Annotated in this window: 19 protein-coding genes; 8 read left to right on the forward strand and 11 right to left on the reverse strand. The window is 65.7% G+C overall.

Annotated features, from left to right (window positions below; all coding sequences use genetic code 11):
* Positions 1-5: 5 nt before the first annotated feature.
* The 5 genes from JQ616_RS10640 to JQ616_RS10660 all read right to left on the reverse strand — a co-directional run bounded on the left by JQ616_RS10640 (position 6) and on the right by JQ616_RS10660 (position 10,815).
* Positions 6-1,457: an efflux transporter outer membrane subunit gene (locus JQ616_RS10640; RefSeq protein WP_212014178.1), complete on the reverse strand. Its 1,452-nt coding sequence runs from the start codon at positions 1,455-1,457 to the stop codon at positions 6-8.
* 33 nt (positions 1,458-1,490) lie between these two features.
* On the reverse strand, positions 1,491-4,775 hold the full coding sequence (locus tag JQ616_RS10645) for an efflux RND transporter permease subunit (protein ID WP_212014180.1): 3,285 nt from the start codon (positions 4,773-4,775) through the stop codon (positions 1,491-1,493).
* Between the two features lie 3 nt (positions 4,776-4,778).
* On the reverse strand, positions 4,779-7,886 hold the full coding sequence (locus tag JQ616_RS10650) for an MdtB/MuxB family multidrug efflux RND transporter permease subunit (protein WP_212014182.1): 3,108 nt from the start codon (positions 7,884-7,886) through the stop codon (positions 4,779-4,781).
* Complete coding sequence (locus tag JQ616_RS10655) at positions 7,883-9,190, reverse strand: MdtA/MuxA family multidrug efflux RND transporter periplasmic adaptor subunit (RefSeq protein WP_212014184.1); 1,308 nt, start codon at positions 9,188-9,190, stop codon at positions 7,883-7,885. The genes JQ616_RS10650 and JQ616_RS10655 overlap by 4 nt, the downstream gene beginning before the upstream one ends.
* A 179-nt stretch (positions 9,191-9,369) precedes the next feature.
* A complete protein-coding gene (locus tag JQ616_RS10660; protein WP_212014186.1) occupies positions 9,370-10,815 on the reverse strand; it encodes a DASS family sodium-coupled anion symporter in 1,446 nt (481 codons plus the stop codon).
* A 235-nt stretch (positions 10,816-11,050) separates the two neighbouring features.
* On the opposite strand from JQ616_RS10660, the gene aat reads away from it, so the two are divergent.
* Entirely contained in the window at positions 11,051-11,731 is a 681-nt protein-coding gene (gene aat / locus JQ616_RS10665; RefSeq protein ID WP_212014188.1) for a leucyl/phenylalanyl-tRNA--protein transferase, read from the forward strand.
* 41 nt (positions 11,732-11,772) lie between these two features.
* Here the strand turns inward: aat and JQ616_RS10670 are convergent, their stop codons facing one another.
* Positions 11,773-12,783: a DUF2155 domain-containing protein gene (locus tag JQ616_RS10670; protein WP_212014190.1), complete on the reverse strand. Its 1,011-nt coding sequence runs from the start codon at positions 12,781-12,783 to the stop codon at positions 11,773-11,775.
* A 246-nt stretch (positions 12,784-13,029) separates the two neighbouring features.
* Between JQ616_RS10670 and JQ616_RS10675 the strand changes: the two genes are divergently transcribed.
* The 4 genes from JQ616_RS10675 to JQ616_RS10690 all read left to right on the forward strand — a co-directional run bounded on the left by JQ616_RS10675 (position 13,030) and on the right by JQ616_RS10690 (position 16,827).
* The gene (locus JQ616_RS10675; protein ID WP_212014192.1) at positions 13,030-13,809 is read left to right on the forward strand and encodes an SDR family NAD(P)-dependent oxidoreductase; all 780 of its coding nucleotides are present in this window, start codon (positions 13,030-13,032) and stop codon (positions 13,807-13,809) included.
* Between the two features lie 36 nt (positions 13,810-13,845).
* Positions 13,846-14,787: an alpha/beta hydrolase gene (locus tag JQ616_RS10680; RefSeq protein WP_212014194.1), complete on the forward strand. Its 942-nt coding sequence runs from the start codon at positions 13,846-13,848 to the stop codon at positions 14,785-14,787.
* A 178-nt stretch (positions 14,788-14,965) separates the two neighbouring features.
* Positions 14,966-16,177 (forward strand): SLC13 family permease, encoded by a 1,212-nt coding sequence (locus JQ616_RS10685; protein ID WP_249136611.1) that lies wholly within the window; start codon positions 14,966-14,968, stop codon positions 16,175-16,177.
* Positions 16,178-16,392: 215 nt separating this feature from the next.
* Positions 16,393-16,827 carry a hypothetical protein gene (locus tag JQ616_RS10690; RefSeq protein ID WP_249136612.1) on the forward strand — a complete coding sequence of 145 codons (435 nt, stop codon included), beginning with the start codon at positions 16,393-16,395 and terminating at the stop codon, positions 16,825-16,827.
* 199 nt (positions 16,828-17,026) lie between these two features.
* Here the strand turns inward: JQ616_RS10690 and JQ616_RS10695 are convergent, their stop codons facing one another.
* Entirely contained in the window at positions 17,027-17,245 is a 219-nt protein-coding gene (locus JQ616_RS10695; protein WP_212014195.1) for a hypothetical protein, read from the reverse strand.
* Positions 17,246-17,369: 124 nt separating this feature from the next.
* Entirely contained in the window at positions 17,370-18,308 is a 939-nt protein-coding gene (locus tag JQ616_RS10700) for a GlxA family transcriptional regulator (protein ID WP_212014196.1), read from the reverse strand.
* A gap of 123 nt (positions 18,309-18,431) precedes the next feature.
* Here JQ616_RS10700 and JQ616_RS10705 point away from each other — a divergent pair, with 123 nt between their 5' ends.
* Complete coding sequence (locus JQ616_RS10705) at positions 18,432-19,133, forward strand: DJ-1/PfpI family protein (protein WP_212014197.1); 702 nt, start codon at positions 18,432-18,434, stop codon at positions 19,131-19,133.
* A 13-nt stretch (positions 19,134-19,146) separates the two neighbouring features.
* Here JQ616_RS10705 and JQ616_RS10710 read toward each other — a convergent pair whose 3' ends face one another.
* Both JQ616_RS10710 and JQ616_RS10715 read right to left on the reverse strand, forming a co-directional pair.
* Complete coding sequence (locus JQ616_RS10710) at positions 19,147-19,536, reverse strand: VOC family protein (RefSeq protein ID WP_212014198.1); 390 nt, start codon at positions 19,534-19,536, stop codon at positions 19,147-19,149.
* 419 nt (positions 19,537-19,955) lie between these two features.
* Complete coding sequence (locus tag JQ616_RS10715) at positions 19,956-20,366, reverse strand: NADH:ubiquinone oxidoreductase subunit NDUFA12 (RefSeq protein WP_212014199.1); 411 nt, start codon at positions 20,364-20,366, stop codon at positions 19,956-19,958.
* A gap of 269 nt (positions 20,367-20,635) precedes the next feature.
* Here JQ616_RS10715 and JQ616_RS10720 point away from each other — a divergent pair, with 269 nt between their 5' ends.
* Positions 20,636-21,193, forward strand: coding sequence for a BA14K family protein (locus JQ616_RS10720; protein WP_212014200.1), 558 nt, complete (start codon positions 20,636-20,638; stop codon positions 21,191-21,193).
* A gap of 82 nt (positions 21,194-21,275) precedes the next feature.
* On the opposite strand, the gene JQ616_RS10725 is transcribed toward JQ616_RS10720, so the two are convergent.
* Positions 21,276-22,172 (reverse strand): DMT family transporter, encoded by an 897-nt coding sequence (locus JQ616_RS10725; RefSeq protein ID WP_212014202.1) that lies wholly within the window; start codon positions 22,170-22,172, stop codon positions 21,276-21,278.
* 180 nt (positions 22,173-22,352) lie between these two features.
* On the opposite strand from JQ616_RS10725, the gene JQ616_RS10730 reads away from it, so the two are divergent.
* Entirely contained in the window at positions 22,353-22,757 is a 405-nt protein-coding gene (locus JQ616_RS10730; RefSeq protein ID WP_076860141.1) for a response regulator, read from the forward strand.
* The last annotated feature ends 18 nt before the right edge of the window (positions 22,758-22,775 follow it).

The raw sequence follows: 22,775 nt of genomic DNA on the forward strand, positions 1-22,775 counted from the left end.
CGACCTCATGGCACTGCCGCCGCGAGCGTGCCGGCGGGCGTCCAGCCGCCGCCGAGCGCCTGGAACAGGCTGCTCGCCGCCAGCAGCTTGTTGAGCCTGACCGTGACCAGATTGTTTTCAGCCGTGAACAGCGTCTGCTGCGCCTGCAGCACCGTGATGAGGTTGACCGTGCCGCCGCGCAATTGCGTCTCGGCGACCTCGAACGCCTTGCGTGAGGCGGCGACGACGTCGGCCTGAAGGCGCTCCTGCAACGTGTACTTCTGTAGCGCGATCAGCGCCTTCTCGACATCGGCGAAGGCCGACAGCACCGCCTTGCGATAGGCCTGCAGGTATTGCAGTTGCTGGCCCTTGGCGAGCTTGAGCTGGCTCTCCAGCAGGAAGCCGTCGAACAGCGGCTGGGTCAGCCCTGCGGCGAGCGTGTAGTACCAAGCGCCCGGCGCAAACAGCGAGGCCAGCGCCGCGCTCTGGAAGCCGGTGGTGCCGGTGAGCTGGATCTGCGGGAAGAACGCCGCGCGCGCCGCGTCGACGCTGAAATTGGAGGATGCCAATTGCGCTTCCGCCTGGCGGACGTCAGGCCGCTGGTAAAGCAGTTCCGACGGCAGCCCGGGCGTCACCCGCGGCACCGCGATCTGCGTGGTGCTGCCGCCGCGTACCGTGAAATTGGCCGGCGCGCGCGCCACCAGCACGGCGAGCGCCGCGATGTTCTGCCCGACCGTCACCTCGAGCGGCGGGATCGCGGCGCGCTGCGTGGCAACCAGCGCCTCCTGCTGCGACAGATCGAGCTGCGAGGCGGTGCCGCCGGCGAATTGCGATTTGATCAGCGCAAGGATGCGTTCGGCCGCCGCCAGGTTGCGGCGGGTGACCTTGATCTGGTCCTGCGCCGCCAGCACCTGGAAATAGGTGTTGGCCACCGTCGCCATCGTGCTCAGGGCGACCACTTCGCGATTGTAGCGGGCGCTGGTGGCGCTCTCCTCCGACGCCGACAGCGTCGCGCGGTTCTTACCCCAGAAATCGACGATATAGCTCGCGCTCAGTCCGAGGCTGTACTGCGAGAAAGTGCTGCCGCCGGCGAGCGATGTACTCGATCCCGCTGCCACCCGCTGACTCTCGGCATTCGCCGATCCGGAGATCGACGGCAGCAGCGCGGCGCCGGACACGCCGACCTGGGCGTCGGCCTGCACGATCTGAGCGATCGCCACCGCGATATCGAGATTGTAGAGCTGCGCGGACTCCATCAGCCCGGTCAGCTCCGTCGAGCGGAAGCCGCGCCACCAGGCGAGCGCCGGAACGGCCGCGTCGGCATCGCCCTTGGCCGCAGTCTTGTAGCTCGCCGGCACTTCGAGACTGAGCTCGGGCTTCTCCACCCCGGGGATGCAGCCGGACAGGCCGATGCCCAGGCTAAGGCTTAGGCCGCCGAACGCCGCCCGGCGCAGGAACCGGACCGGCTTTCGCATCATTTGAAGACTTCGCAACGCTGCACCTGTCGGCATTTACTCGCCCGGTTGAAGTGAGGAGCCCGGCATCCGCATGGCGCCGCCACGGCGAACGCGCAGGGCCCACAGGCGGAACCGGTCGAGGTAGAGATAGATCACGGGCGTCGTATAGAGCGTCAGGACCTGGCTCAGGATCAGGCCTCCGACGATGGCGATGCCGAGCGGCTGCCGCAGCTCGCCGCCGTCGCCCATGCCGATCGCCAGCGGCACGGCGCCGAGCAGCGCGGCCATCGTCGTCATCATGATGGGGCGGAAGCGCAGCAGGCTGGCCTCTCTGATCGCCTCCAGCGGCTCCAGCCCGCGCCCGCGTTCCGCCTCCAGCGCAAAGTCGATCATCATGATGGCGTTCTTCTTCACAATGCCGATCAGCAGGATGACGCCGATCAGCGCCATGATACTGAACTCGGTCTTGAATGCCATCAGCGCCAGCAAGGCACCCACACCTGCCGAAGGCAGTGTGGACAAGATGGTGAGCGGGTGGACGTAGCTCTCATAGAGCACGCCGAGCACGATGTAGATCGTGATGATCGCGGCCAGAATCAGGAACGGCTGGTTGTTGAGCGAATCCTGGAACGCCTTGGCGGAGCCCTGGAAAGTGCCCCGGATCGTGGCCGGGACGCCGATCCGGTTCATGGTCGCCTCGATGCTGGCAACCGCGGTGCTCAGCGAGACGTTCGGCGGCAAGTTGAACGAGATGGTGTTGGCGACCAGGAGGCCTTGATGATTGACTGCCAGCGGCGTCGCGCCCTGCTTGAAGGCCGCGACCGACGACAGCGGAATCATGGTCTCGCTGCTGGTCGAGACCGCCGATCCGGTCGAGGCCGCGCCCTTCCCGGTCGAGCCGATCGAATTGGTGGCCTGGTTACGCGCTGCCTGGGCGTTGGCCGAACTGGCCGCGCTCGAGGTTCCCGACGCCACCACGGTGCCCGCCACCGCATTGGTCGATTGCGACCCGCCGACCGATGCGCCCGAGGTGCTGATATAGACGTCCTTCAGCGTCTCCGGGTTCTGCCAGTAGCGCGGCGCGACCTCCATGATGACGTGGTACTGATTGCGCGCGACGTAGATCGTCGACACCTGCCGCTGGCCGAAGGCGTCATAGAGGGTGTTGTCGATCTGGCTGACCGTGATGCCGAGCCGGGCCGCCGCGTCGCGGTCGATCACGAGGTCCGACTCCAGGCCCTTGTTTTGCTGGTCGCTGTTGACGTCGGCAAGGTTCGGATCGCGCTGCAGCGCCGCCGCGATCTTCGGCGTCCAGTCGTTGAGCTCCTCCAGCGTCGAGCCCTGCAGCGTGTACTGAAACTGCGCGTTCGACGCCCTGCCCCCGACCCTGATGTCCTGCACCGCCTGCAGGAACAGGCTCGCGCCGGGCACCACCGCCATCTCGCGGCGCAGCCGCGCGATCACGCCGTCGGCGCCGAGCTTGCGCTGGTCGAGCGGCCGCAGCGACACGAACACGAATCCGGAATTGGTCTGCCCGCCACCGGTGAAACCGACCACAGTCTCAACAGCCGGGTCGCGCTTGATGATGCCGACGAACTGCGCGAGCTTCTGCTGCATCAGCTGGAACGACACGCTCTGGTCGGCCTGGATCGAGCCGACCAGCCGGCCGGTGTCCTGCTGCGGAAAGAAGCCCTTCGGGATCACGACGTAGAGATAGCCGGTCAGACCGATCGTGACGAAGAAGATCAGTACGACGCTCAGGGGATGTTCGAGCGCGCCGGTCAGCGTCCTTCGATAGAAGCCCAGCATCGCATCGAAGAAGCGTTCGCTGATCTGATAGAGCCTGCCGTGACTGCCGGTATCCGGCCGCAGCAGCACGGCGCACATCATCGGCGTCGTCGCCAGCGAGACCGCGAGCGAGATCAGGATCGAGATCGAGATCGTCACCGCGAATTCGCGGAACAGGCGGCCGATGATGCCCGACATCATCAGGATCGGGATGAACACCGCAATCAGCGAGATGCTCATCGACAGCACGGTGAAGCCGACCTCGTTGGCGCCCTTCAGCGCCGCCTCGAGCGGGCTCAGGCCCTCCTCGATGTACCGGGTGACGTTCTCCAGCACCACGATGGCATCGTCGACCACGAAGCCGGTCGCCACCGTCAGCGCCATCAGTGACAGATTGTCGAGGCTGTAACCGAACAGATACATCGCCCCGAAGGTCGCCACCAGCGACACCGAGACCGCGACCACCGGGATGAAGGTGGCGCGTGCGCTGCGCAGGAACGCGAACACCACGAAGACCACCAGCAGCACCGCGAGGACAAGGGTTCGCTCGACATCCCGGAGCGAGGTGCGGATGGTGGTCGAGCGGTCGACCGCTAGGCCGATATCGATCGCCGGCGACACCGAGGCCTTGAGCTGCGGCATCAACGCCTTCACCAGATCGACGGTCGAGATGATGTTGGCGTTGGGCTGGCGGTAGAGGATGACCAGCACGGCCGGCTTGCCGTCGGCAAGCCCCGCATTGCGCAGATTCTCGACGCCGTCGGTCACCTCGCCGACATCGGAGAGATGGACCGGCGCGCCGTTGCGGTAGGCCACGATCAGAGATCTGTAATCGGCGGCTTTGTTGGCCTGGTCGTTGGCGTAGACCTGATAGCGCTGGTCGCCGACGTCGATGCCGCCCTTGGGGCTGTGGGCGTTGGCGTTCGACAACGCCGCGCGCACGTCTTCCAGGCCGATGCCGTATTTGTAGAGCGCCTGCGGGATCAGATCGACGCGGACGGCGGGCAGCGAACTGCCGCCCACCACGACCTGACCGATACCCTCGACCTGCGACAGCTTCTGCGCCAGCACCGTCGACGCCGCATCGTAGAGATCGCCGCGGGTCAGCGTATCCGACGTCAGCGTCAGGATCAGGATCGGCGCATCGGCCGGATTGACCTTGCGGTAGGTCGGATTGCTGCGCAGGCTGGTCGGCAGATCGGCCCGCGCCGCGTTGATCGCGGCCTGCACGTCGCGCGCGGCGCCGTCGATGTCACGGTTGAGGTTGAACTGCAGCGTGATCCGGGTCTGCCCGACCGAGCTCGACGAGGTCATCTCGCTGACGTCGGCGATCTGGCCGAGATGCCGCTCCAGCGGGCTTGCCACCGTGGTCGCGACGTCCTCGGGGCTGGCACCGGGCAGCGTCGCCTGCACCGAGATGGTCGGGAAATCCACCGCCGGCAGCGGCGATACCGGCAGCTTGAAGAACGCCACGATGCCGGCCGCCGCAAGTCCGAAGGTCAACAGCGTGGTTGCGACCGGTCGGCGGATGAATGGCGTTGACGGACCCATGGCTCAACGCGACCCGCTCGCCTCGCCGACCTCGTCCGCCCGCCCGGCAAACCGCAGCGCCAGCCGATCGAACCAGAGATAGATCACCGGCGTCGTGAACAGGGTGAGCAGCTGGCTCACCAGCAGGCCGCCGACGATCGAGATGCCGAGCGGATGCCGCAGCTCGGAGCCGGCGCCGCTGCCGAGCATCAGCGGCAGCGCGCCGAGGACGGCTGCCATCGTCGTCATGATGATCGGCCGGAACCGGAGCAGGCAGGCCTGGTAGATCGCCTCGCGCGGCGGCTTGCCCTCGTTGCGTTCGGCATCGAGCGCGAAGTCGATCATCATGATCGCGTTCTTCTTCACGATGCCGATCAGCAGGATGATGCCGATGATCGCGATGATCGTCAGATCCTGTCCGGCCATCATCAGCGCCAGCAACGCGCCGATGCCGGCCGACGGCAGCGTCGAGAGGATGGTCAGCGGATGGATGAAGCTCTCATAGAGCACGCCGAGCACGATATAGACCGTGATGATCGCGGCCAGGATCAGGAACAGCTGGTTGGACAGCGAGGACTGGAACGCCAGCGCCGCGCCCTGGAAGCTCGTGATCATGCCGAGCGGCTGGTTAATGTCGGCCTGGGCCTGCTTGATCGCGGTCACCGCGCCGCCGAGCGAGGCGCCCGGCGCGAGATTGAACGAGACGGTCGCCGACGGGAACTGGCCGAGATGCGAGACCTGCAGCGGCGCGGTCTCGACCCGCATCTTGGCCATGACCGACAGCGGCACCGGCGTGGTGCCGACCGATGACGGCAGATAGATCGACGACAGCGAATCCAGCGAGTTCTGCAGCGACGGATCGGCCTCGAGGATGACGCGGTACTGGTTCGAATTGGTGAACACGGTGGAGACGATGCGCTGGCCGTAGGAATCATACAGCGCGTTGTCGATGGTGGCCGGCGTGATGCCGAACCGGGCAGCCTGGTCGCGGTCGATGTCGACGAACACCGACAGCCCCTGCGCGGAGATATCGCTGGTGACGTCGCTGAGCTCAGGCAATTCGCGGAGCTTGTCGACCAGCTTCGGCGTCCATTCCGCGAGCTCGTTCGGATCGGCGTCCTGCAGGATGAACTGATACTGCGTGCGGCTCACCGTGCCCTCGATGGTGAGGTCCTGCACCGGCTGCATGTAGAGCGTGATGCCGGTCAGTTCAGCCGTGCTCGCCTTGATCCGGTCCATCACCGTGGCGACGCCGGCCTTGCGCTGCTCATGCGGCTTCAGATTGATCAGGATGCGGCCGCTGTTGAGCGTGGTGTTGGTGCCGTCGACGCCGATGAACGACGAAAGGCTCTCGACGTCAGGATCTTTCAGGATCGCGCTGGCGAGCCGCTGCTGCCGCTCGGCCATCGCCGCATAGGACACCGATTGCGGCGCCTCGGAGATCGCCTGAATCACGCCGGTGTCCTGCACCGGGAAGAAGCCCTTGGGGATCACGACGTAGAGCAGCGCGGTCAGGCCAAAGGTGGCGAGCGCGATCAGCAGCACGAAGGTCTGACGGTCGAGCACCCAGTTCAGCATCCGGCCGTAGATCGCGATGACATGGTCGAAGCCTTCCCGGCTGAGCCGCTGGAAGGTGTTCTCGCGCGCCATGCTCTCCGGCTTCAGCAGTTTCGCGCAGGCCATCGGCACCAGCGTCAGCGACACCACGGCGGAGATCAGGATCGTGACCGACAGCGTGATGGCGAATTCGCGGAACAGGCGGCCGACGACGTCGCCCATGAACAGCAGCGGGATCAGCACCGCGATCAGCGACACCGTCAGCGAGATGATCGTGAAGCCGATCTGCTCGGAGCCGCGCAGCGCCGCCTCGAGCGGCGATTCGCCCTCCTCGATATAGCGCGAGATGTTCTCGATCACGACGATGGCGTCGTCGACCACGAAGCCGGTCGCAATCGTCAGCGCCATCAGCGACAGGTTGTTCAGGCTGAAGCCGAACAGATACATCGCACCCAGCGTGCCGACCAGCGACAGCGGCACCGACAGGCTCGGGATCAGCGTGGCGCGGGTCGAGCGCAGGAACACGAAGATCACCAGCACGACCAGGATCACGGCGAGCGACAGCTCGTATTCGACGTCGCGGACTGAGGCCCGGATCGTGATGGTCCGGTCGGTCAGGATGTTGAGGTCGATCGCGGCCGGCAGCGTCGCCTGCAGCTGCGGCAGCAGGTCCTTGATGCCCTGCACCACCGAGATCACGTTGGCGCCGGGCTGGCGCTGGATGTTGAGGATGATCGCCGGCGTCTCGTTCATCCAGGCGCCGAGCTTGTCGTTCTGCGCGCCGTCGACGACGTTGCCGACATCGCTGAGGCGGACCGGCGAGCCGTTCTTGTAGGCGATGATCAGCGAGCGGTAGTCGCTGGCGTTGCGGATCTGATCGTTGGCATTGATGGTATAGGCCCGCATCGCGCCGTCGAAATTGCCCTTCGGCGTGTTGACGTTGGCGTTGCCGAGCGTGGTGCGGAGATCGTCGATGTTCAGCCCGTAGGCCGCTAGCTTGCGGATGTCGGCCTGGATCCGCACCGCCGGCCGCTGGCCGCCGCTGATGCTGACGAGGCCGACGCCGGGCAGCTGCGAGATCTTCTGCGCCAGCCTTGTGTCGACGAAGTCCTGCACCTGCGTCAACGGCATGGTCTTCGAGGTCAGGCCAAGCGTCAGGATCGGCGCGTCGGCCGGATTAACCTTGGCGTAGATCGGCGGCGCCGGCAGGTCTGTCGGCAACAGATTGCCGGCTGCGTTGATCGCGGCCTGCACCTCCTGCTCGGCGACGTCGAGCGAGATCGACAGGCCGAATTGCAGCGTGATGACGGAGGAGCCGGCCGAGCTCACCGAGCTCATCTGGTTCAAATTCGGCATCTGGCCGAACTGCACCTCGAGCGGCGCGGTCACCGACGACGTCATCACGTCGGGGCTGGCGCCCGGATAGAACGTCTGCACCTGGATAGTCGGGTAGTCGACCTCAGGCAGCGCCGCGACGGGCAGGAAGCGGAACGCCAGCATGCCCGACAGCATGATGGCGATCATCAGCAGGGTCGTCGCCACCGGCCGCAGGATGAATGGCCGCGACGGGTTCATTTCTTCTGCCCGTCCTCGGACCGCTTGTGGTGGCCGCCGCCGGGATCAGCTGCGTCCTTGCCGTCGCCCTTCGCAGCCCCGTTCGCCGCACCTTTGGCCGCAGCGGCCGGGTTCGCGGCGTCGGCGGCGGAGCGCACCACGATCTTGGCGCCCTCGCGCAGCTTGTCGGCGCCGTCGATCACGACGCGATCGCCGGGCACCAGCCCCGACAGCACTTCGACGCGGTCGCCGTCGGTGACGCCGATCTTCACCGCCCGCACCGACACCGTGCTGTCCGCGTTGACGAGATAGACGAAGGTGCCGGGGACGCCGCGCTGGATGCCGGCGGTCGACATCGTGATGGCGTCCTTGTGGGTATCGAGCAGCAGGCGGATGTTGACGAACTGGTTCGGATACAGCGTGCGCTTGTCGTTCTCGAACTGGGCGCGCAGCTTGATCGTGCCGGTGGTCGCATCGATTTGGCTGTCGAAGGTTTGCAGCGATCCTTCGGCGAGCTTGTTGGCGCCGCTGCGGTCGTAGGCCGCCGTCGGCAGCACCGCGCCCTCCTTCAGCCGCTTCGAGACCGCCTGCAGATTGTCTTCCGGCAGCGTGAACAGCACGCTGATCGGCTCGAGCTGCGTGATCACGACGAGTCCGTTGGTGTCGCCCGGCGTCACGTAATTGCCGAGGTCGACCTGGCGCAGGCCGACGCGCCCGTTGATCGGCGACACGATGTGGCAATATTGCAGATTCACTTCGGCCGACTTCACCGCGGCACGGTCGGCTTCCACCGTGCCCTGATACTGCGCGACCAGCGCGACCTGGGTATCCAGCGTCTGGTGCGGCACGGCGTTCTGGGTGGCGAGGCCCTGGTAGCGCGTGAGGTCGACTTGGGCGCCTTTGAGCTGCGCCTCGTCGCGCGCCAGCGTGCCCTTGGCCTGCGCCAGCGTCGCCTCATAGGGCCGCGAATCGATCTCGGCGATCAGGTCACCCTTCTTGACCTCATCGCCTTCCTTGAAATCGATCTTCATCAGGTAGCCGCTGATCTGGCTCCGGATCGTCACGGTCGCGAGCGACGTCACGGTGCCGAGCGCATTCAGGCTGACGCCGATATCGCCCTTGCCGACGGTCTCCGGCACGATCGACATCGGCCCGGCGTTGCGCCCGCCTCCCGCCTGCTGTGGCGCGGCCTGCTGCCGCGTCCACCAGACGATGCCAGCAAGCACCGCCAGCACGAGAAATCCGGTCAGAATTCCCGGCCAACGCGACGCTCGCCTGACAGGTCCAGGTGCGACGATCGACGGGTCTTTTACTTGCTGGTCCATAACTTGCCCACGAAGAAACACGAACGAGCTCACGCGGCTCTATGTGTCCCCTAGAATCCGCGCGCGCCACATTCGAGGAAGCATTTTGAACGCTTCCGTCTGACAAAGCGCGTTAAGAATCGGAAAGGATGGCCCCTCCTTTCCGGTCGAGCGCTGTTTCACGCTGGATTGTGGCTATTTTACCCGATCGTCTGTAACCAGGGCAACACGATCAGCAACAATCCGGCAAAGTAGATCAGGCCGAAGATCAGCCCGAATTTCCAGAAGTCGCCTTTGCCGATATAGCCGCTGCCGTAATACATCGGCGCCGGTCCCGTGGCGTAGGGCGAGATCACGCCCATCAGGCCAAGCGAATAGACGCACAGCAGCATCAGGGTCTGCACCGACAGGCCGGGAATGCTGGAGCCGACGGCAAGCACCACCGGCAGCACGGCTGCGGTATGCGAGGTGATGCTGGAGAAGAAATAGTGGATCCAGAAAAAGAAGGTGACGAGCAGGATCATCCCGACCAGCGGCGATGTGCCGGCGAGCGGCCTCGCGTAGCCATCGGCCACCCATTTGATGAAGCCGATCTCGTTGAGGCCAGACGACAGCGTCAGCAGCGAGGTGAAATAGAAGAACACCTCCCAGGCGCTCTTCTCCGCGACGATGTCCTCGAAGGAGATCACGCCGGTCAGCAGCATCAGCGAGATCACGACGAACACGACCGTGGTCGCGTTGATGAAGTTCGAGCCGAGCAGCGGCACGCTGATATTGGGGTTGGAGCCGCAGATCCACAGGAACATCGCGAGCAGCACCAGCAGCGCCATGATCCATTCGTGCCGCGACGGCGGCCCCATCTTGGCGAGCTCGCCCTCGCTCCAGGTCACGATCTCCGGGCTCGCCTTGATCTCCGGCCGGCACACGACGTAGCTCAGCAGCGGCACCACGATCAGCAACAGGATGCCGAGCGGCGCGAAGCCGATGAACCATTGGGACCAGCCGACCTCGATATTGACGAGCTTCTTGGCGATCGACAGCGCAGCGGCGTTCGGCGCCAGCGCAGTCAGGAACAGCGAGCTGGTGACGGCGGTGGTCGCGAACGCCGTCCACATCACGAAGGTGCCGATCTTGCCCGCGGTCGGCCCCGGCTCCGAGCCATAGATGCGCGGGATGTTGCTGACGATCGGATAGATGGTGCCGCCCGAGCGCGCGGTGTTGGACGGCGTCGCCGGCGCCAGCACCAGATCGGAGAACGCCACCGCATAACCGAGCCCGATGGTGCGGCGGCCGAGCCCCTTCACCAAGAGCAGCGCCAGCCTTCGGCCAAGCCCGCTCTTGCGGTAACCGATCGAGAACACGAAGGCGCCGACGATCAGCCATACCGTGCTCTCGGAAAAGCCGCTGAGCATCCAGCGCAACGACTTGTTGGGATCGGGCTCGACATAGCCGCCGATGCCGGCAACCGTCAGGCCGATCAGGCCAACCGCGCCGACCGGCATCGATTCGAGGATCAGTCCGGTGATGACGGCCGCGAACACCGCAAAATAGTGCCACTGATTGGCGTTCAGCCCTGATGGCACCGGCACCAGATAGATCACCAGCCAGACCAGCAACGGCGCAAACGTCCGCCATGACGACTTCATGCAGTGTCCCCCTCAACTGTTTTGATTGTCGGGCGCGCAAGCCACCAAGTCCCGAACAGGTCCCCGGCGGCGCCGCCATCTTTTTGTTGCAATGTAGCACGGCCGCGCAGTCCGTCTCGGGTGACTGCGGCCGAATGGCGCGGCTTGTGGAGGAACCGGCGCATTTCGTCAACACGTCGCGACCACGCCGGGGGGCCCATCGCAAGACCGCCCGCGCTTTGCTATCTTCACGGGCATGACGTCACGCGACTCCGCCTCCTCCGAGATCACGCCCGAGGTGCTGCTGCGCGCCTATGCCTGCGGCATCTTCCCGATGGCGGAGAGCGCCGACGATCCGACGCTGTTCTGGGTCGAGCCGGAATTGCGCGGCGTGATTCCGTTCGAAGGCTTCCGCGTCGCCTCGCGCCTGGCGCGCACCGTGCGCTCGGATGCCTTCACCGTGACCGTCGATACCGCGTTCAAAGCCGTGATCGCCGGTTGCGCGGCACCGCAGCCCGGCCGCGACGACACCTGGATCAACAAGCGCATCCGCGATCTCTATGTCGGGCTGCACGCCTCGGGCCATTGCCACAGCGTCGAGGTCTGGCAGGACGACAATCTGGTCGGCGGGCTCTATGGCGTCAGCCTCGGCCGCGCCTTCTTCGGCGAAAGCATGTTCCACACCGAACGCGACGCATCGAAGGTCGCGCTGGTGCATCTGGTGGCACGGCTGATCGCCGGCGGATTCGAACTGCTCGACACGCAATATGTGACCGAGCATCTGAAGACGTTTGGTGCGGTCGAGATCTCGCGGCGCCGCTATCGCGCGCTGCTCGACAAGGCGATCACAGGCGCGCCGGCGGATTTCCGCAAGCTCGACGCCACACAGCCCGTCAAGGGCGCCGACGCACTGGCGATCATCGCGACGCGCAATTGATTTAGCCCGGACCGTGCTCTGGCACGATCCGGGTTGCTCAATCAGTTCCCGAATAATCCGCCGAACAACCCGCCCGGCCGCTGCTGCTGGGGCGGCGGAGGTGGCGGCTGCTGCTGGTATTGCGGCAACGGCTGCGGCGGCGGACGCGGCGCGGCCTGCTTCGGCGGCGCGCGCTTCTGGGCCGGCGGCGGAGGCGGCGTCGGTGCCTTCGGCGGATCGGGCGCGGCGGTCACGATGGTCTGGTCCGGCCCTTTGCAGTCGGTCAGCCAGATGTCGTAGATCGGATGCTCGACGCCATGCAGGCCGGGGCTCGCCGCGAACATCCAGCCGGAGAAGATCCGCTTCACCTCGCCCTGCAAGGTGATCTCGTCGACCTCGACGAAGGCATCTGTGTTGGCGGCTTCGGTCGACGGCCGCGTGTAGCAGGCATCGGTCTTCACCCGCAGCGCGCCGAACTGCACGGTCTCGCCGATATCCTCGTCGAAATTGATGATGCGTCCGGTGATCTTGTCGAGGCCGGAGAAGCTCGCCTTCTTGTTGGTGATCTTGGTCGACGGCGGCTCCTGCACCACCTCGTCGCCGGGCTGCAACGCGGCCGGCGTCTGAGGCGCGGTGCCGGGCGCGCCCTGAGGCGCAGCTTGCGGCGCGCCCTTGGGGCGCTGCCCGGGCGGCAGCGGGTTGGCGCCGGGCGGCGTGTTGGCAACGGCGGGCCCATTGGGTTGCGGCGGCTGCACGGCAACCCCGGGCGGAGCGACCGTTGAACCGGGCGGCGGCGCCAAGGGCTGCGACTGCACGCTGCCGGGCGGCGGCACCGCCTGCCCCGGCGGCAACGCGCGTGGCTGCGTCGGCAGCAGGCGACCGCGCGGCAATTCCGGCACTTCCTCGTCGTCGTCGCTGGGCGGCGCCACCTGGCCACGCGGGATCGAGCCGGGCGGACGCGGCGCCGGATCGGAGAAAATCGTTCCGATCTGCGCGCGCGCGGGCGGCGCAAGCGAGATGGTTGAGGCGGCAATCAAGGCCGCAAAGCCAGTCAGGGCAACGGTTCGAAGCATCTCGCGCGGCTTTAAAGGGCGAATCGGGCTCGCGACAGTCTACCTTGATATCGGCCGCTCGCAGGCCACCGGTTAACACGCCGAATACGGCGGGGAAAGGGCACCCGACCACCTCTCCCCGGCCCACCGGTCAGCCTCTGGTCACCTTTGGGGACACGTGTGATAGTCCTCACGCTGAAGGCACGCGGCAGCGCGTGAAAACCAGGAAAATCCGGATCGAACCGGACCAGCCAGAGGAAACCCAACATGCCAGATCGCATCAGGCTCGACGGCCGGGTCGCCGTCGTCACCGGGGCTGCCGGCGTCATCGGAACCGCCACGCTACACCTGCTCGCCGAACGCGGGGCGCGGATTGTCGCAGTCGACCGCAAGGGGGCCGATCTGGCCGCCGCCATCAAGGACCTTCCCGCCTCGGCCGAGCCGCTCGCGATCACCGCCGATGTCACCGATGAGGATGAGGTCAGGGATTACGTCCGCGCGGCCGTCGACCGCTTCGGCACCATCGATGCCTTCTACAACAACGCCGGCATCGAAGGCGACATCAAGCCGATCCCGGAATACTCGCTGGAGAGCTTCCGCCGGGTGCTCGACGTCAACGTGGTCGGCGTCTTCCTCGGCATGAAGCATGTGCTGCCGGTGATGCTGAAGCAGAACAAGGGCAGCATCATCAACACCGCCTCGATCGCGGGCCTGGTGGGATCGCCGATGATCGCGGTCTATAGCGCCAGCAAGCACGCGGTGATCGGACTGACCAAGAGCGCGGCCTGGGAATGCACCGGCACCGGCGTGCGGGTCAATTGCGTCTGCCCCGGCATGATCGAGAGCCGGATGCTGAGCACCATCCTGCAGGGCCGCTCCGGCGGCAATGCCCCGCCGCCGGTCGAGAAGATCGTCGACCGCATCCCGGCGCGCCGGCTCGGGCTCGCCAGCGAAGTCGCCTCGATCGTCGCTTTCCTGGCCTCCGACGAGGCGAGCTACGTCTCAGGCTCGGCCTACACCGTCGACGGCGGCCGCACCGCCGCCTGACGCTTCAGTTCAGCATCACAAGAAGGTTCGTTGTCCATGCCCGTCGTTCTCGATCCCGATGCCGCCGCCGTCTACAAGGCGTTCCAGGAGGCCGGCCGCCCTGCCTATGAATCGCTGACCGCACCGGAAGCGCGCGAATATTATCGCGCCGCCCGCATCGTCTCCAATCCCGAGCCGCCCGCGCTTGAATCGAGCAAGGAGCTGGCGATCCCGGCGCCGCACGGCACCATCCCGGCCCGTATCTACACGCCGAAGACGCTGCGCAAGACGGGCGGGCTCGCACCGTGCCTGGTGTTCTTCCATGGCGGCGGCTGGGTGATCGGCGATCTCGATACCCATGAGGTGGTTTGCCAGAAGCTGGCGCATGAGGGCGAGCTGATCGTGATCTCGGTCGACTACCGTCTGGCACCCGAGCACCGCTTTCCCGCCGCGGTGGACGACGCCGTCACCGCGACCAGATGGGTCGCCGCCAATGCGAAAGATCTCGGCATCGATGCCGCGCGCCTGATCGTCGGCGGCGACAGTGCCGGCGGCAACCTCGCGGCCGTGGTTGCCCTCACCGCGCGCGATGGAGGACCGAAGCTCGCCGCCCAGCTGCTGGTCTATCCAGCGACCGATTTCTCGCGGAAGCATCCCTCGCATCGCGAGCCCGAGACCAGCATCCTGCTGACCCATTCGGTGATCGGCTGGTTCGGTGATCACTATCTCGGTGGCGCGGATTCGAGCGAATGGCGCGCCTCGCCCGCGCGCGCAAAGAGCTTCGCTGGATTGCCGCCGGCCTATGTGCTGACCGCTGGCGCTGATCCCTTGCGCGACGAAGGCGACGAGTATGCGAAATTCCTCAAGGACGCCGGCGTGCCCGTGACCTACCGGCATTTCCCCGGCCAGTTCCACGGCTTCTTCACGATGGGCAAGCTGCTCAATCAGGCCAATGTCGCGGTGACCGAGATCAGCGCCTGGCTGAAGACGCTGGGCTGAGCGAACGGATCGGGGGCGACGCGCGGCGCCTCCCCCCCATCAAGGTTTGGATCGCACGATTGGGCAACCGCGTGTTGCGGCGTTAGCGCGCCTTGAACTTCGCAGCGCCGCGCGATAGTGCGGCCACAAGCGCACCACGCTGGGCACTCCAACCATCAAGATGGTCCTGTTCACGCCTATGATCGTCTACGGTATTCCGCTTGATTTCATCCTGTTCGCGCTGACGCTGCTCGGCGTCGCGATCTTCCATCACCACACACTCGCGGTGGCGTTGACGGGCCTTGCCGCGATTGTCGCCTACAAGCTGCTGTTCGCGGGTTTTGCGAAATTCGGCGCGGGCCTGCCCGGCCTCGTGCACCACATGGAGCATGAGTGGGTCACGCTCGCGAACCTGTTCCTGCTGTTGATGGGATTTGCGCTGCTGTCGCGGCATTTCGAGGAGAGCCGCATCCCCGACGAGATGCCGGCGCTGCTGCCCGATGACTGGAAGGGCGGACTGATCCTGCTCGTGCTCGTGTTCGTGCTGTCGGCCTTTCTCGACAATATCGCGGCCGCGCTGATCGGCGGCACCGTCGCGCGACATGTGTTCCGCGGCCGTGTCCACATCGGCTATCTCGCGGCCATCGTCGCAGCGTCGAATGCGGGAGGCTCGGGCAGCATCGTCGGCGACACCACGACGACGATGATGTGGATCGACGGCGTCAGCCCGCTCACCGTTGTCGACGCCTATGTCGCCGCCATTGTGGCGATGCTGGTGTTCGCGGTGCCGGCCTCGCTGCAGCAGCACCGGTTTTCGCCCATCGTGAAGAAAGCGCCGTCCGGCCTCAGCATCGACTGGACGCGGGTTGCGATCGTCGCCGTGATCCTGCTCGCCGCGCTGACCGCCAATGTCACGGCCAACCTCAAATTTCCCGCGTTGCTCGATGCGCTGCCTGTGCTCGGGCTCGCGGTCTGGGCGGCGATCCTCGTCACCGCGCTGCTGCGGCGGCCGGACTGGTCTGTCATGCCCGAGACGTTCAAGGGCACCGTGTTCCTGCTCGCGCTGGTGACGGCGGCCTCGCTGATGCCGGTGGAAGAGCTGCCGACCGCATCGTGGCAGACCGCGCTCGGGCTCGGCTTCGTCTCGTCCGTGTTCGACAACATCCCGCTCACCGCGCTGGCGCTGAAGCAAGGCGGCTACGACTGGGGCTTTCTCGCCTATGCGGTTGGATTTGGCGGATCGATGGTCTGGTTCGGCTCGTCCGCCGGCGTTGCGGTGTCCAACCTGTATCCGGAAGCCAAGTCCGTGGTCCGCTGGATCACCCAGGGCTGGCCGATCATGGTGGCTTATGTCGTCGGCTTCTTTGTGATGCTGGCGTTGCTCGGCTGGCACCCCGACGCGCCGCATTGAGCTCGCCGTGGAGGCGGCCCGCCGCCCCACCCGCGCAACGTAGTCATTGCGGTCGCTAGCCGCAGACGCTCAGGTATTGGTCAACCTGGTCTCGCACATGCGAAACTCGCCGCGTTGCGACGCACAATGAACTTACTTCAAAACTGTGGAAAAGCGAGACAAATCCGTTGACATTGCTAAACTCCATTCGCCGTAACAACTTATGGAGCGTTCGCATGAGTGTTAGTGCAGAAGTCCTCGCCCGTGCCCCGTCGGAGCAGATCGAGGGCGAAACCAACGCTGCTGGTCCGCATCGGCCACGCAACAACATTCGACCCCTCTCACCGATGCCGGACTACGTCGAGCACCGCAACGGCGTCAACGAGGTGGGCATGCTGTCGGCCGAGGCGGTCGTGCGCGAATATGAAGCGGCGGTGAAAGAGATCGAGGCCCTCGGATCTGAACTGCAATTGGCCGCCAAGAACTGCGAGGTCATGGTGGCCGGGGTCCATGACATGATCGCGGAAATCAAGGAGTTCGCCGCGGGTTATCGCGATCAGGGCAAGCGCTTTTTCCTGCAGATCGAAGCCGTCTCGTTGATGACCACGGAAGTCAGGGATACCTGCGAAGCACTCAAGAAGAAGATCGCGACCGACACATTGACCCGGTGAGATCCGGACTTGGGCACGTTTCGTGCTCAGCGTATCCGTGGATTTTCAGCGTGTATTGGTGAATGCCTGCGCTATGTCGGCGCGGCCAAACCGTTAGTTCTATTTGAGACCAAGTCGTTCAACATGCTGCCCCGCCTCGGCGGGGGCTTTTGTGCTGCAGCAAACCCTGCGCGCCTCGAACGGCCGGACCTAACCGACTTTAACGCGCGTCAGGCGCGCGCCCAGCCATGTCGGTTGCCGACGGCAAGGCGGATATCGCGGACCAGCGGTCGCTGAAATCCTTGGCCGGGAGCACGTCCGTGTCGGCGACGACAACGCCCGCGGTCCGGGGCAAGTGCGACCTCACCGTTGCGGCGGTTGCAGTGACAGCCAGCAGGACGACGGCCACGACCCCGGTAATCGTTCGATGCTTTGTCATTCAGAACCTCCTCCGGTCCCCAACGCCCACTTGACGTGGGTCACAGGAACCTTCGCGTCGGTTCATCAATGCAAAGGCAAAATGAATCGCGTGAGATCGGACAACGAACTTGTCCCAAACTCACTTACCCGGCGCGCGCAGCCCGGCGCAGCGATTGCGGCGGCTGGCCGAAGGCGCGAATGAAGGCGCGGCGCATCCGCTCGGGATCGCGGAAGCCGGTGATCTCGGCGACGCGCTCGATCGCCTCGCCCGACGACTGCACGCGCTGCCGCGCGACCTCGATCCGCAGCCGCTCCACCGCCTTCGACGGCGTGGTGCCGGTCTCCGCGATGAAGGCGCGGGTGAAATGCCGCGAGCTCATCCCGGCCTTGTCGGCGAGATCCTCGACCGTCAGCGGCGCGTCGAGATGCTCGCGCGCCCAGGCCAGCAGCGGCCCGAACCTTCCGTTCGGCGTCTTCAATTCCAACAGCGAGGAGAACTGCGACTGCCCGCCGCTGCGGCGGTGATACAACACGAGCTGGCGCGCGGTGTTCTGCGCGACCTCGTCGCCGTAATCCTCGGCGATCATCGCGAGCGCGAGGTCGATGCCGGCGGTGATGCCGGCCGAGCTCCAGATATTGCCGTCGCGGACGAAGATCTGGTCCGGCTCGAGCTTGATCTTCGGATAGGCCTTCACGAAATGCGGCGTACGCTGCCAATGCGTGGTGGCGCGCCGGCCATCGAGCAGGCCCGCCTCGGCCAGCACGTAGGCGCCCGAGCAGACGCTGGCGACGCGAATGCCGCGCTCCGCCATCCGTTGCACGAAGGACAGCGTAATCGGACAGGTCGCCGGCGCGCGCACGCCGTTGCCGCCCGCGATAATCAGCGTCGTGATGGCCGCCGAAGGCTTGAAGCCGCGGGCAAGCATCTCGACGCCGGACGACGAGCGCACCGGCCCCGCCTTCACCGCAATCGTCTTGATAGCGGGCGCGTCGTTGGCGAAGCGCGCCGCGATCTCGAACGCCGCGATCGGGCCGGCCGCGTCGAGTAGCTGGAAGTCGGGAAAGATCAGGATGCCTATCATGTGCGGGATACTTCCAAATGTCCTTGCGATGGCGCGGTGTCCTAAAATGAGGGAATTACGCCATTTTGGACAGGAGGCCATCATGGCATCGTGGTTCCGTCAAGCGCTATTTGGAGGCCTCCGATGTCCGAACCCCTGCAGATTGGATTGCTCGTCTTCCCGAAGGTGACCCAGCTCGACCTGACCGGCCCGCTGCAAGTGTTCTCCTCGGTACCCGGCGCCAAGGTGCATCTGATCTGGAAACGGATCGAACCGGTTCCGAGCGATTCCGTGATGGTGCTGACGCCGACCACGACCTTCGCCGACTGCCCGCAGCTCGACGTGATCTGCGTCCCCGGCGGGTTCGGCACCGACGACATGGTTGGCGACGAGGAGATGCTCGCCTTCCTGCGCAAGCAGGCCGACGGAGCGAAGTACGTCACGTCAGTGTGCACGGGGTCGCTGGTGCTCGGCGCCGCCGGTCTCCTGAAAGGCTATCGCGCCACCACGCATTGGAGCGCGATCGATTTCCTCGCCGGCTTCGGCGCGATCCCGACCAGGACGCGGGTCTGCGTCGACCGCAATCGCTTCACCGGCGGCGGCGTCACCGCGGGCATCGATTTCGCGCTGACGCTGGTGTCCGAACTGGTCGACCGCAAGACGGCGGAAGCGATTCAGCTCAGGCTCGAATACAACCCCGCCCCGCCGTTCAATGCCGGCTCGCCCGACACCGCGCCGGCCGAGATTCTCGCCTTCATGAAGGAACGGATGGGACCGGCGCATGCGCGCCGCGGCGAATTGATGGGCCGCGCGGCGGCCCGGCTTGCCCAGAGCGTGTCGCCATAACGCAAGGCAGGCGTCAGGCTGGATCGAGCGCGCTGATCGTCACGTAGTATCCGTCAGGATCCCGGAGCGAAAACTCCATCGTTCCGGTGTTGGGATTTTGATGCGGCTCTTCTTCGAGTCGGCTGACGAGCGCGCGCGCCCTCAGCAAGGCGACGTCAGGATTGTCGACCCGGAAGAACAGCAGGAGGCCGTTGCCGGGCCGGGCGTCGCCGGGGCATGCCAATGTGGGATGTTCGTGGGCGCCCCAGGCGTGCAGGCAGAGCAAGACCGTTCCGTCGGAATCGACGATTTGCCCGAAATAGTCGTGCGCAGGCGCCGACTCCGGCAGGCCAAGCAACGACTGGTACCATCTGAAGCTCCGGGGCACGTCGGCAACGCCGATGATCGTCCACAAGCGCTTCATCCGATGCTCCCGCCTGTTGGATTGATCCTCGAAAGATGCCGAGCATGTCGTGCACGCTGCAACAGAAAAAGGCCGCCCGGTTTCCCGAGCGGCCCTTCCTGTCTCACGGTGGCCCCACATTTGCGGGCGATTTCAGGACGTCTGTACCGGGGGCCTATCTCCCGGCCGCATCCAACTCGGAGGCCGCTGCTCATCGGGACAGTCGCGATCTGGAGCCCGATCCGACGCGATGGTTTCCCATTTCCGTAAGATGGCTTCATTGAGCCGCGAAGGCGCGCACGGCGCAAGCGGACACCAGCAACGGCGACGCACCTGTCCCCGCTGTTACCGTTGTCCACAGGCGCGCACTTGCGCTGCCGGGCAAGCGTGCAATGCACGCGCGTTGCTACGCGCGCGCTCGAGACAACACTGCGTGAAGGTCAGCTTCCCGGGGTCCAGGCGTGGTAGTCGCCGGTCGCCTTGGGGCGGCGGCCGCTCGCCAGCGTTGAGCCGGACGGACGGTAGGCCTGCGCGGTGCCGGTCAGGTTCGGCAGATGCGGCTTTTCCCACTCCCGGGCGACGTATTTCTGCTCGGTCGGGGGCACATCGACGGTGTGATGCATCCAGCTATGCCAGCCGGCCGGGATCCGGGACGCCTCGGCATAGCCGTTATAGACCACCCAGCGGCGCTCGAAATGCAGCGTCGGGTCGATCTCGCCACCCTTGGTGCGATAGTAGCGATTGCCCTGCTCGTCCTCGCCGACCAGCTCGCCATAGCGCGAGGTCCAGAATTGCGTGCCAAAGGTCTGGCCGTTCCACCAGGTGAAGAATTTCAGCAGGAATTGTTTCATGCGTGGCCGGTCACGGGTTCGAAGCTATCAGGCTCTGATGCCACCTGAATCCCGAAATGTCCAGCCGCCGCCAAGGTAGCCCGGCACTCCCGGAATAGCCTTCGATGGCGGGCCCGGTTTGGCGACCAAATGACGCGGTCACGGGAAGTTTTGTTCACCTGCCATACATGCGCCGGCGGGCAAGCCAAGATGACGGACAATCAATGTCTCGCACTGGAACGTCCGACCGCAGAAGCGGTTAGACATTGTCCGTTTTGATGGAGTCCAAAATGATCAATATGAAGGTTCTGAGCACCGCTGCGGCACTGGCGCTTGCGCTGCCGCTGGCCGTGGCGCCGACCGTTTCGTTCGCCCAATCCGCCGCGCAGATGGGCGCGATGGGCGGCGGCGGTGGTGCCCGCGGTGGCGGTGGTGGCGGTGGCCATGTCGGCGGCGGCGGCGGCTTTGGCGGCGGTCGTGGTGCGGCCATGGGCGGTGGCGGCGGCTGGCACGGTGGTGGCGGTGGCGGCCATTGGGCCGGTGGTGGCGGCGGCGGTTGGCGCGGCGGCGGTGGCGGCTGGCACGGCGGATATCACCGTGGCGGCGGGTTCTGGCCCGGCGCGGTGGCCGGTGCGGTCGTCGGCGGTGCCCTCGCATCGGGCGCCTATTACGGCTACGGCCCCGGCTACTATGACGACAGCTATGGCTATTACGACGACAGCGCCCCTGTCGCCGTGGAAGCCGCGCCCGGTGGCGACGCCAGCTACTGCGCGCAGCGCTACAAGTCCTACGACCCGGCCTCGGGCACCTATCTCGGCTATGACGGCCTGCGGCACCCTTGCCCGTAACGAAGGCCTGAATGGCTGAGCGAACAAAGGGCGGCGGCAACGCCGCCCTTTTTCGTGCCCGTAGATCCCGTGTCCACGAGCCTTACGTGCGCAAGGCCACCGCGACCGCTGCGAACGTCACGACCAGCGCCGCGATGTCGCTGGTGCTGAGCGGCTCGCGCAACATCGCGGCTGCCGCCAGCACGCCGACGACCGGCACCAGCAGCGTGCCGATCGATGCAGTCGCCGCCGGCAACCGCTCCAGCGCGGCGAACCAGCAGACATAGCAGAGGCAGAACTGGATCAGCGTCATGTAGATCATCGACGCCCAGCCGAGCTGCGATAGCGCGGCGAGCTGCGGCTGCTCGATCAGCAGGCCGGCGATCGCGACCGGCACGCAACCGATCGCAAGCTGCCAGGCCGCCAGCGACAGCGGCGGCATTGCGAGCTTGAAATACTTGGTCAGCACCGTGCCAAGCCCGACGCAGAGCGCGCCGGCGAGCGCGAACAGAATCCCCGGCAGCTTGCCAAGGCTCGAGTCGATGCCGCCGCCGCCGATCAGCGCAGCGATCCCGGCCAGCGCCACGCCAAGCGCGAGCGCGCGCGGCAGCGACACGCGCTCGCCGAGCACCGGCCAGGCCACCAGCGCGACCCACACCGGGATCGAGATCCCGAGCACGGCCGCCTCGCTGGCCCGCAACCAGATCAGCGCGAGACCCATCGAGGCGACCCAGCCGCCGATCGACAACGTCGACACCAAGGCGAGCCGCGGCCACATGCCGTCAGGCACGCGCAGCGTCTGGCCGCGCGCGAGCGCCACCAGGCCGAGTGCGATCGCACCGATCACGCCGCAGAGCCCGCGCGACGACAGCGGCGGCCACTCGGTGAGCAGGAATTTCATGATCGGGAAATTGAGACCCCAGCCGGTCGAGGCGACCACCAGAAATCCGAGGCCGAGCGGTGACAGCGGGGCGCGGCCGGCGACGGGAACTGCGGTCATGGACCTGTCGTAATGTGGGCGGACAAATACAAGTGATGGCGTCAGGGCTAGCTGGAAATCCGCTTGTCAGCAAACGGCATATGCATTCTATGATACAGACTTTCCACTTGGGTTCCGCCTTAATCGGCAGACGGGCCAAGCGAGTCGACGGCACGCAAGGCCGCAGAAAGAGGATGCATCGTGCCGAGCGTTCTCGTGGTCGATGACGACCCGATGGTGTGCGTTGCCATCGAGGTGTGTTTGCAGCGCCAGGGCTTCGACGTCACCGTCGCCGACGGCGGTGAAGCGGGCATGCGCGCGCTGGAAAAGGCCACCTTCGACGTGATGCTGGTCGACGTGTTCATGCCGCATATGCGCGGTTTCGAGGCGATTCGCGTCTTCCACGAGCGCGCCCCCGATATTCCCGTGATCGCGATGTCCGGCTATGCCTTCGCCAATGCCGATCGCGCTCCGGACTTCCTGCGGATGACGATCGAACTTGGCGCCTCCGCCTGCCTGCGCAAGCCGTTTACCCCGCAGGCGCTGATCGCCGCCGTTAACGAATGTCTCGCGAAGTCCGCTCCTTCTGCTCGTCTTTCGAAATAATTGCTCGTACTCTCATCG

The sequence above is a fragment of the Bradyrhizobium tropiciagri genome, assembly GCF_018130545.1.
In the GTDB taxonomy this organism is placed as follows: Bacteria; Pseudomonadota; Alphaproteobacteria; order Rhizobiales; family Xanthobacteraceae; genus Bradyrhizobium; species Bradyrhizobium tropiciagri_A.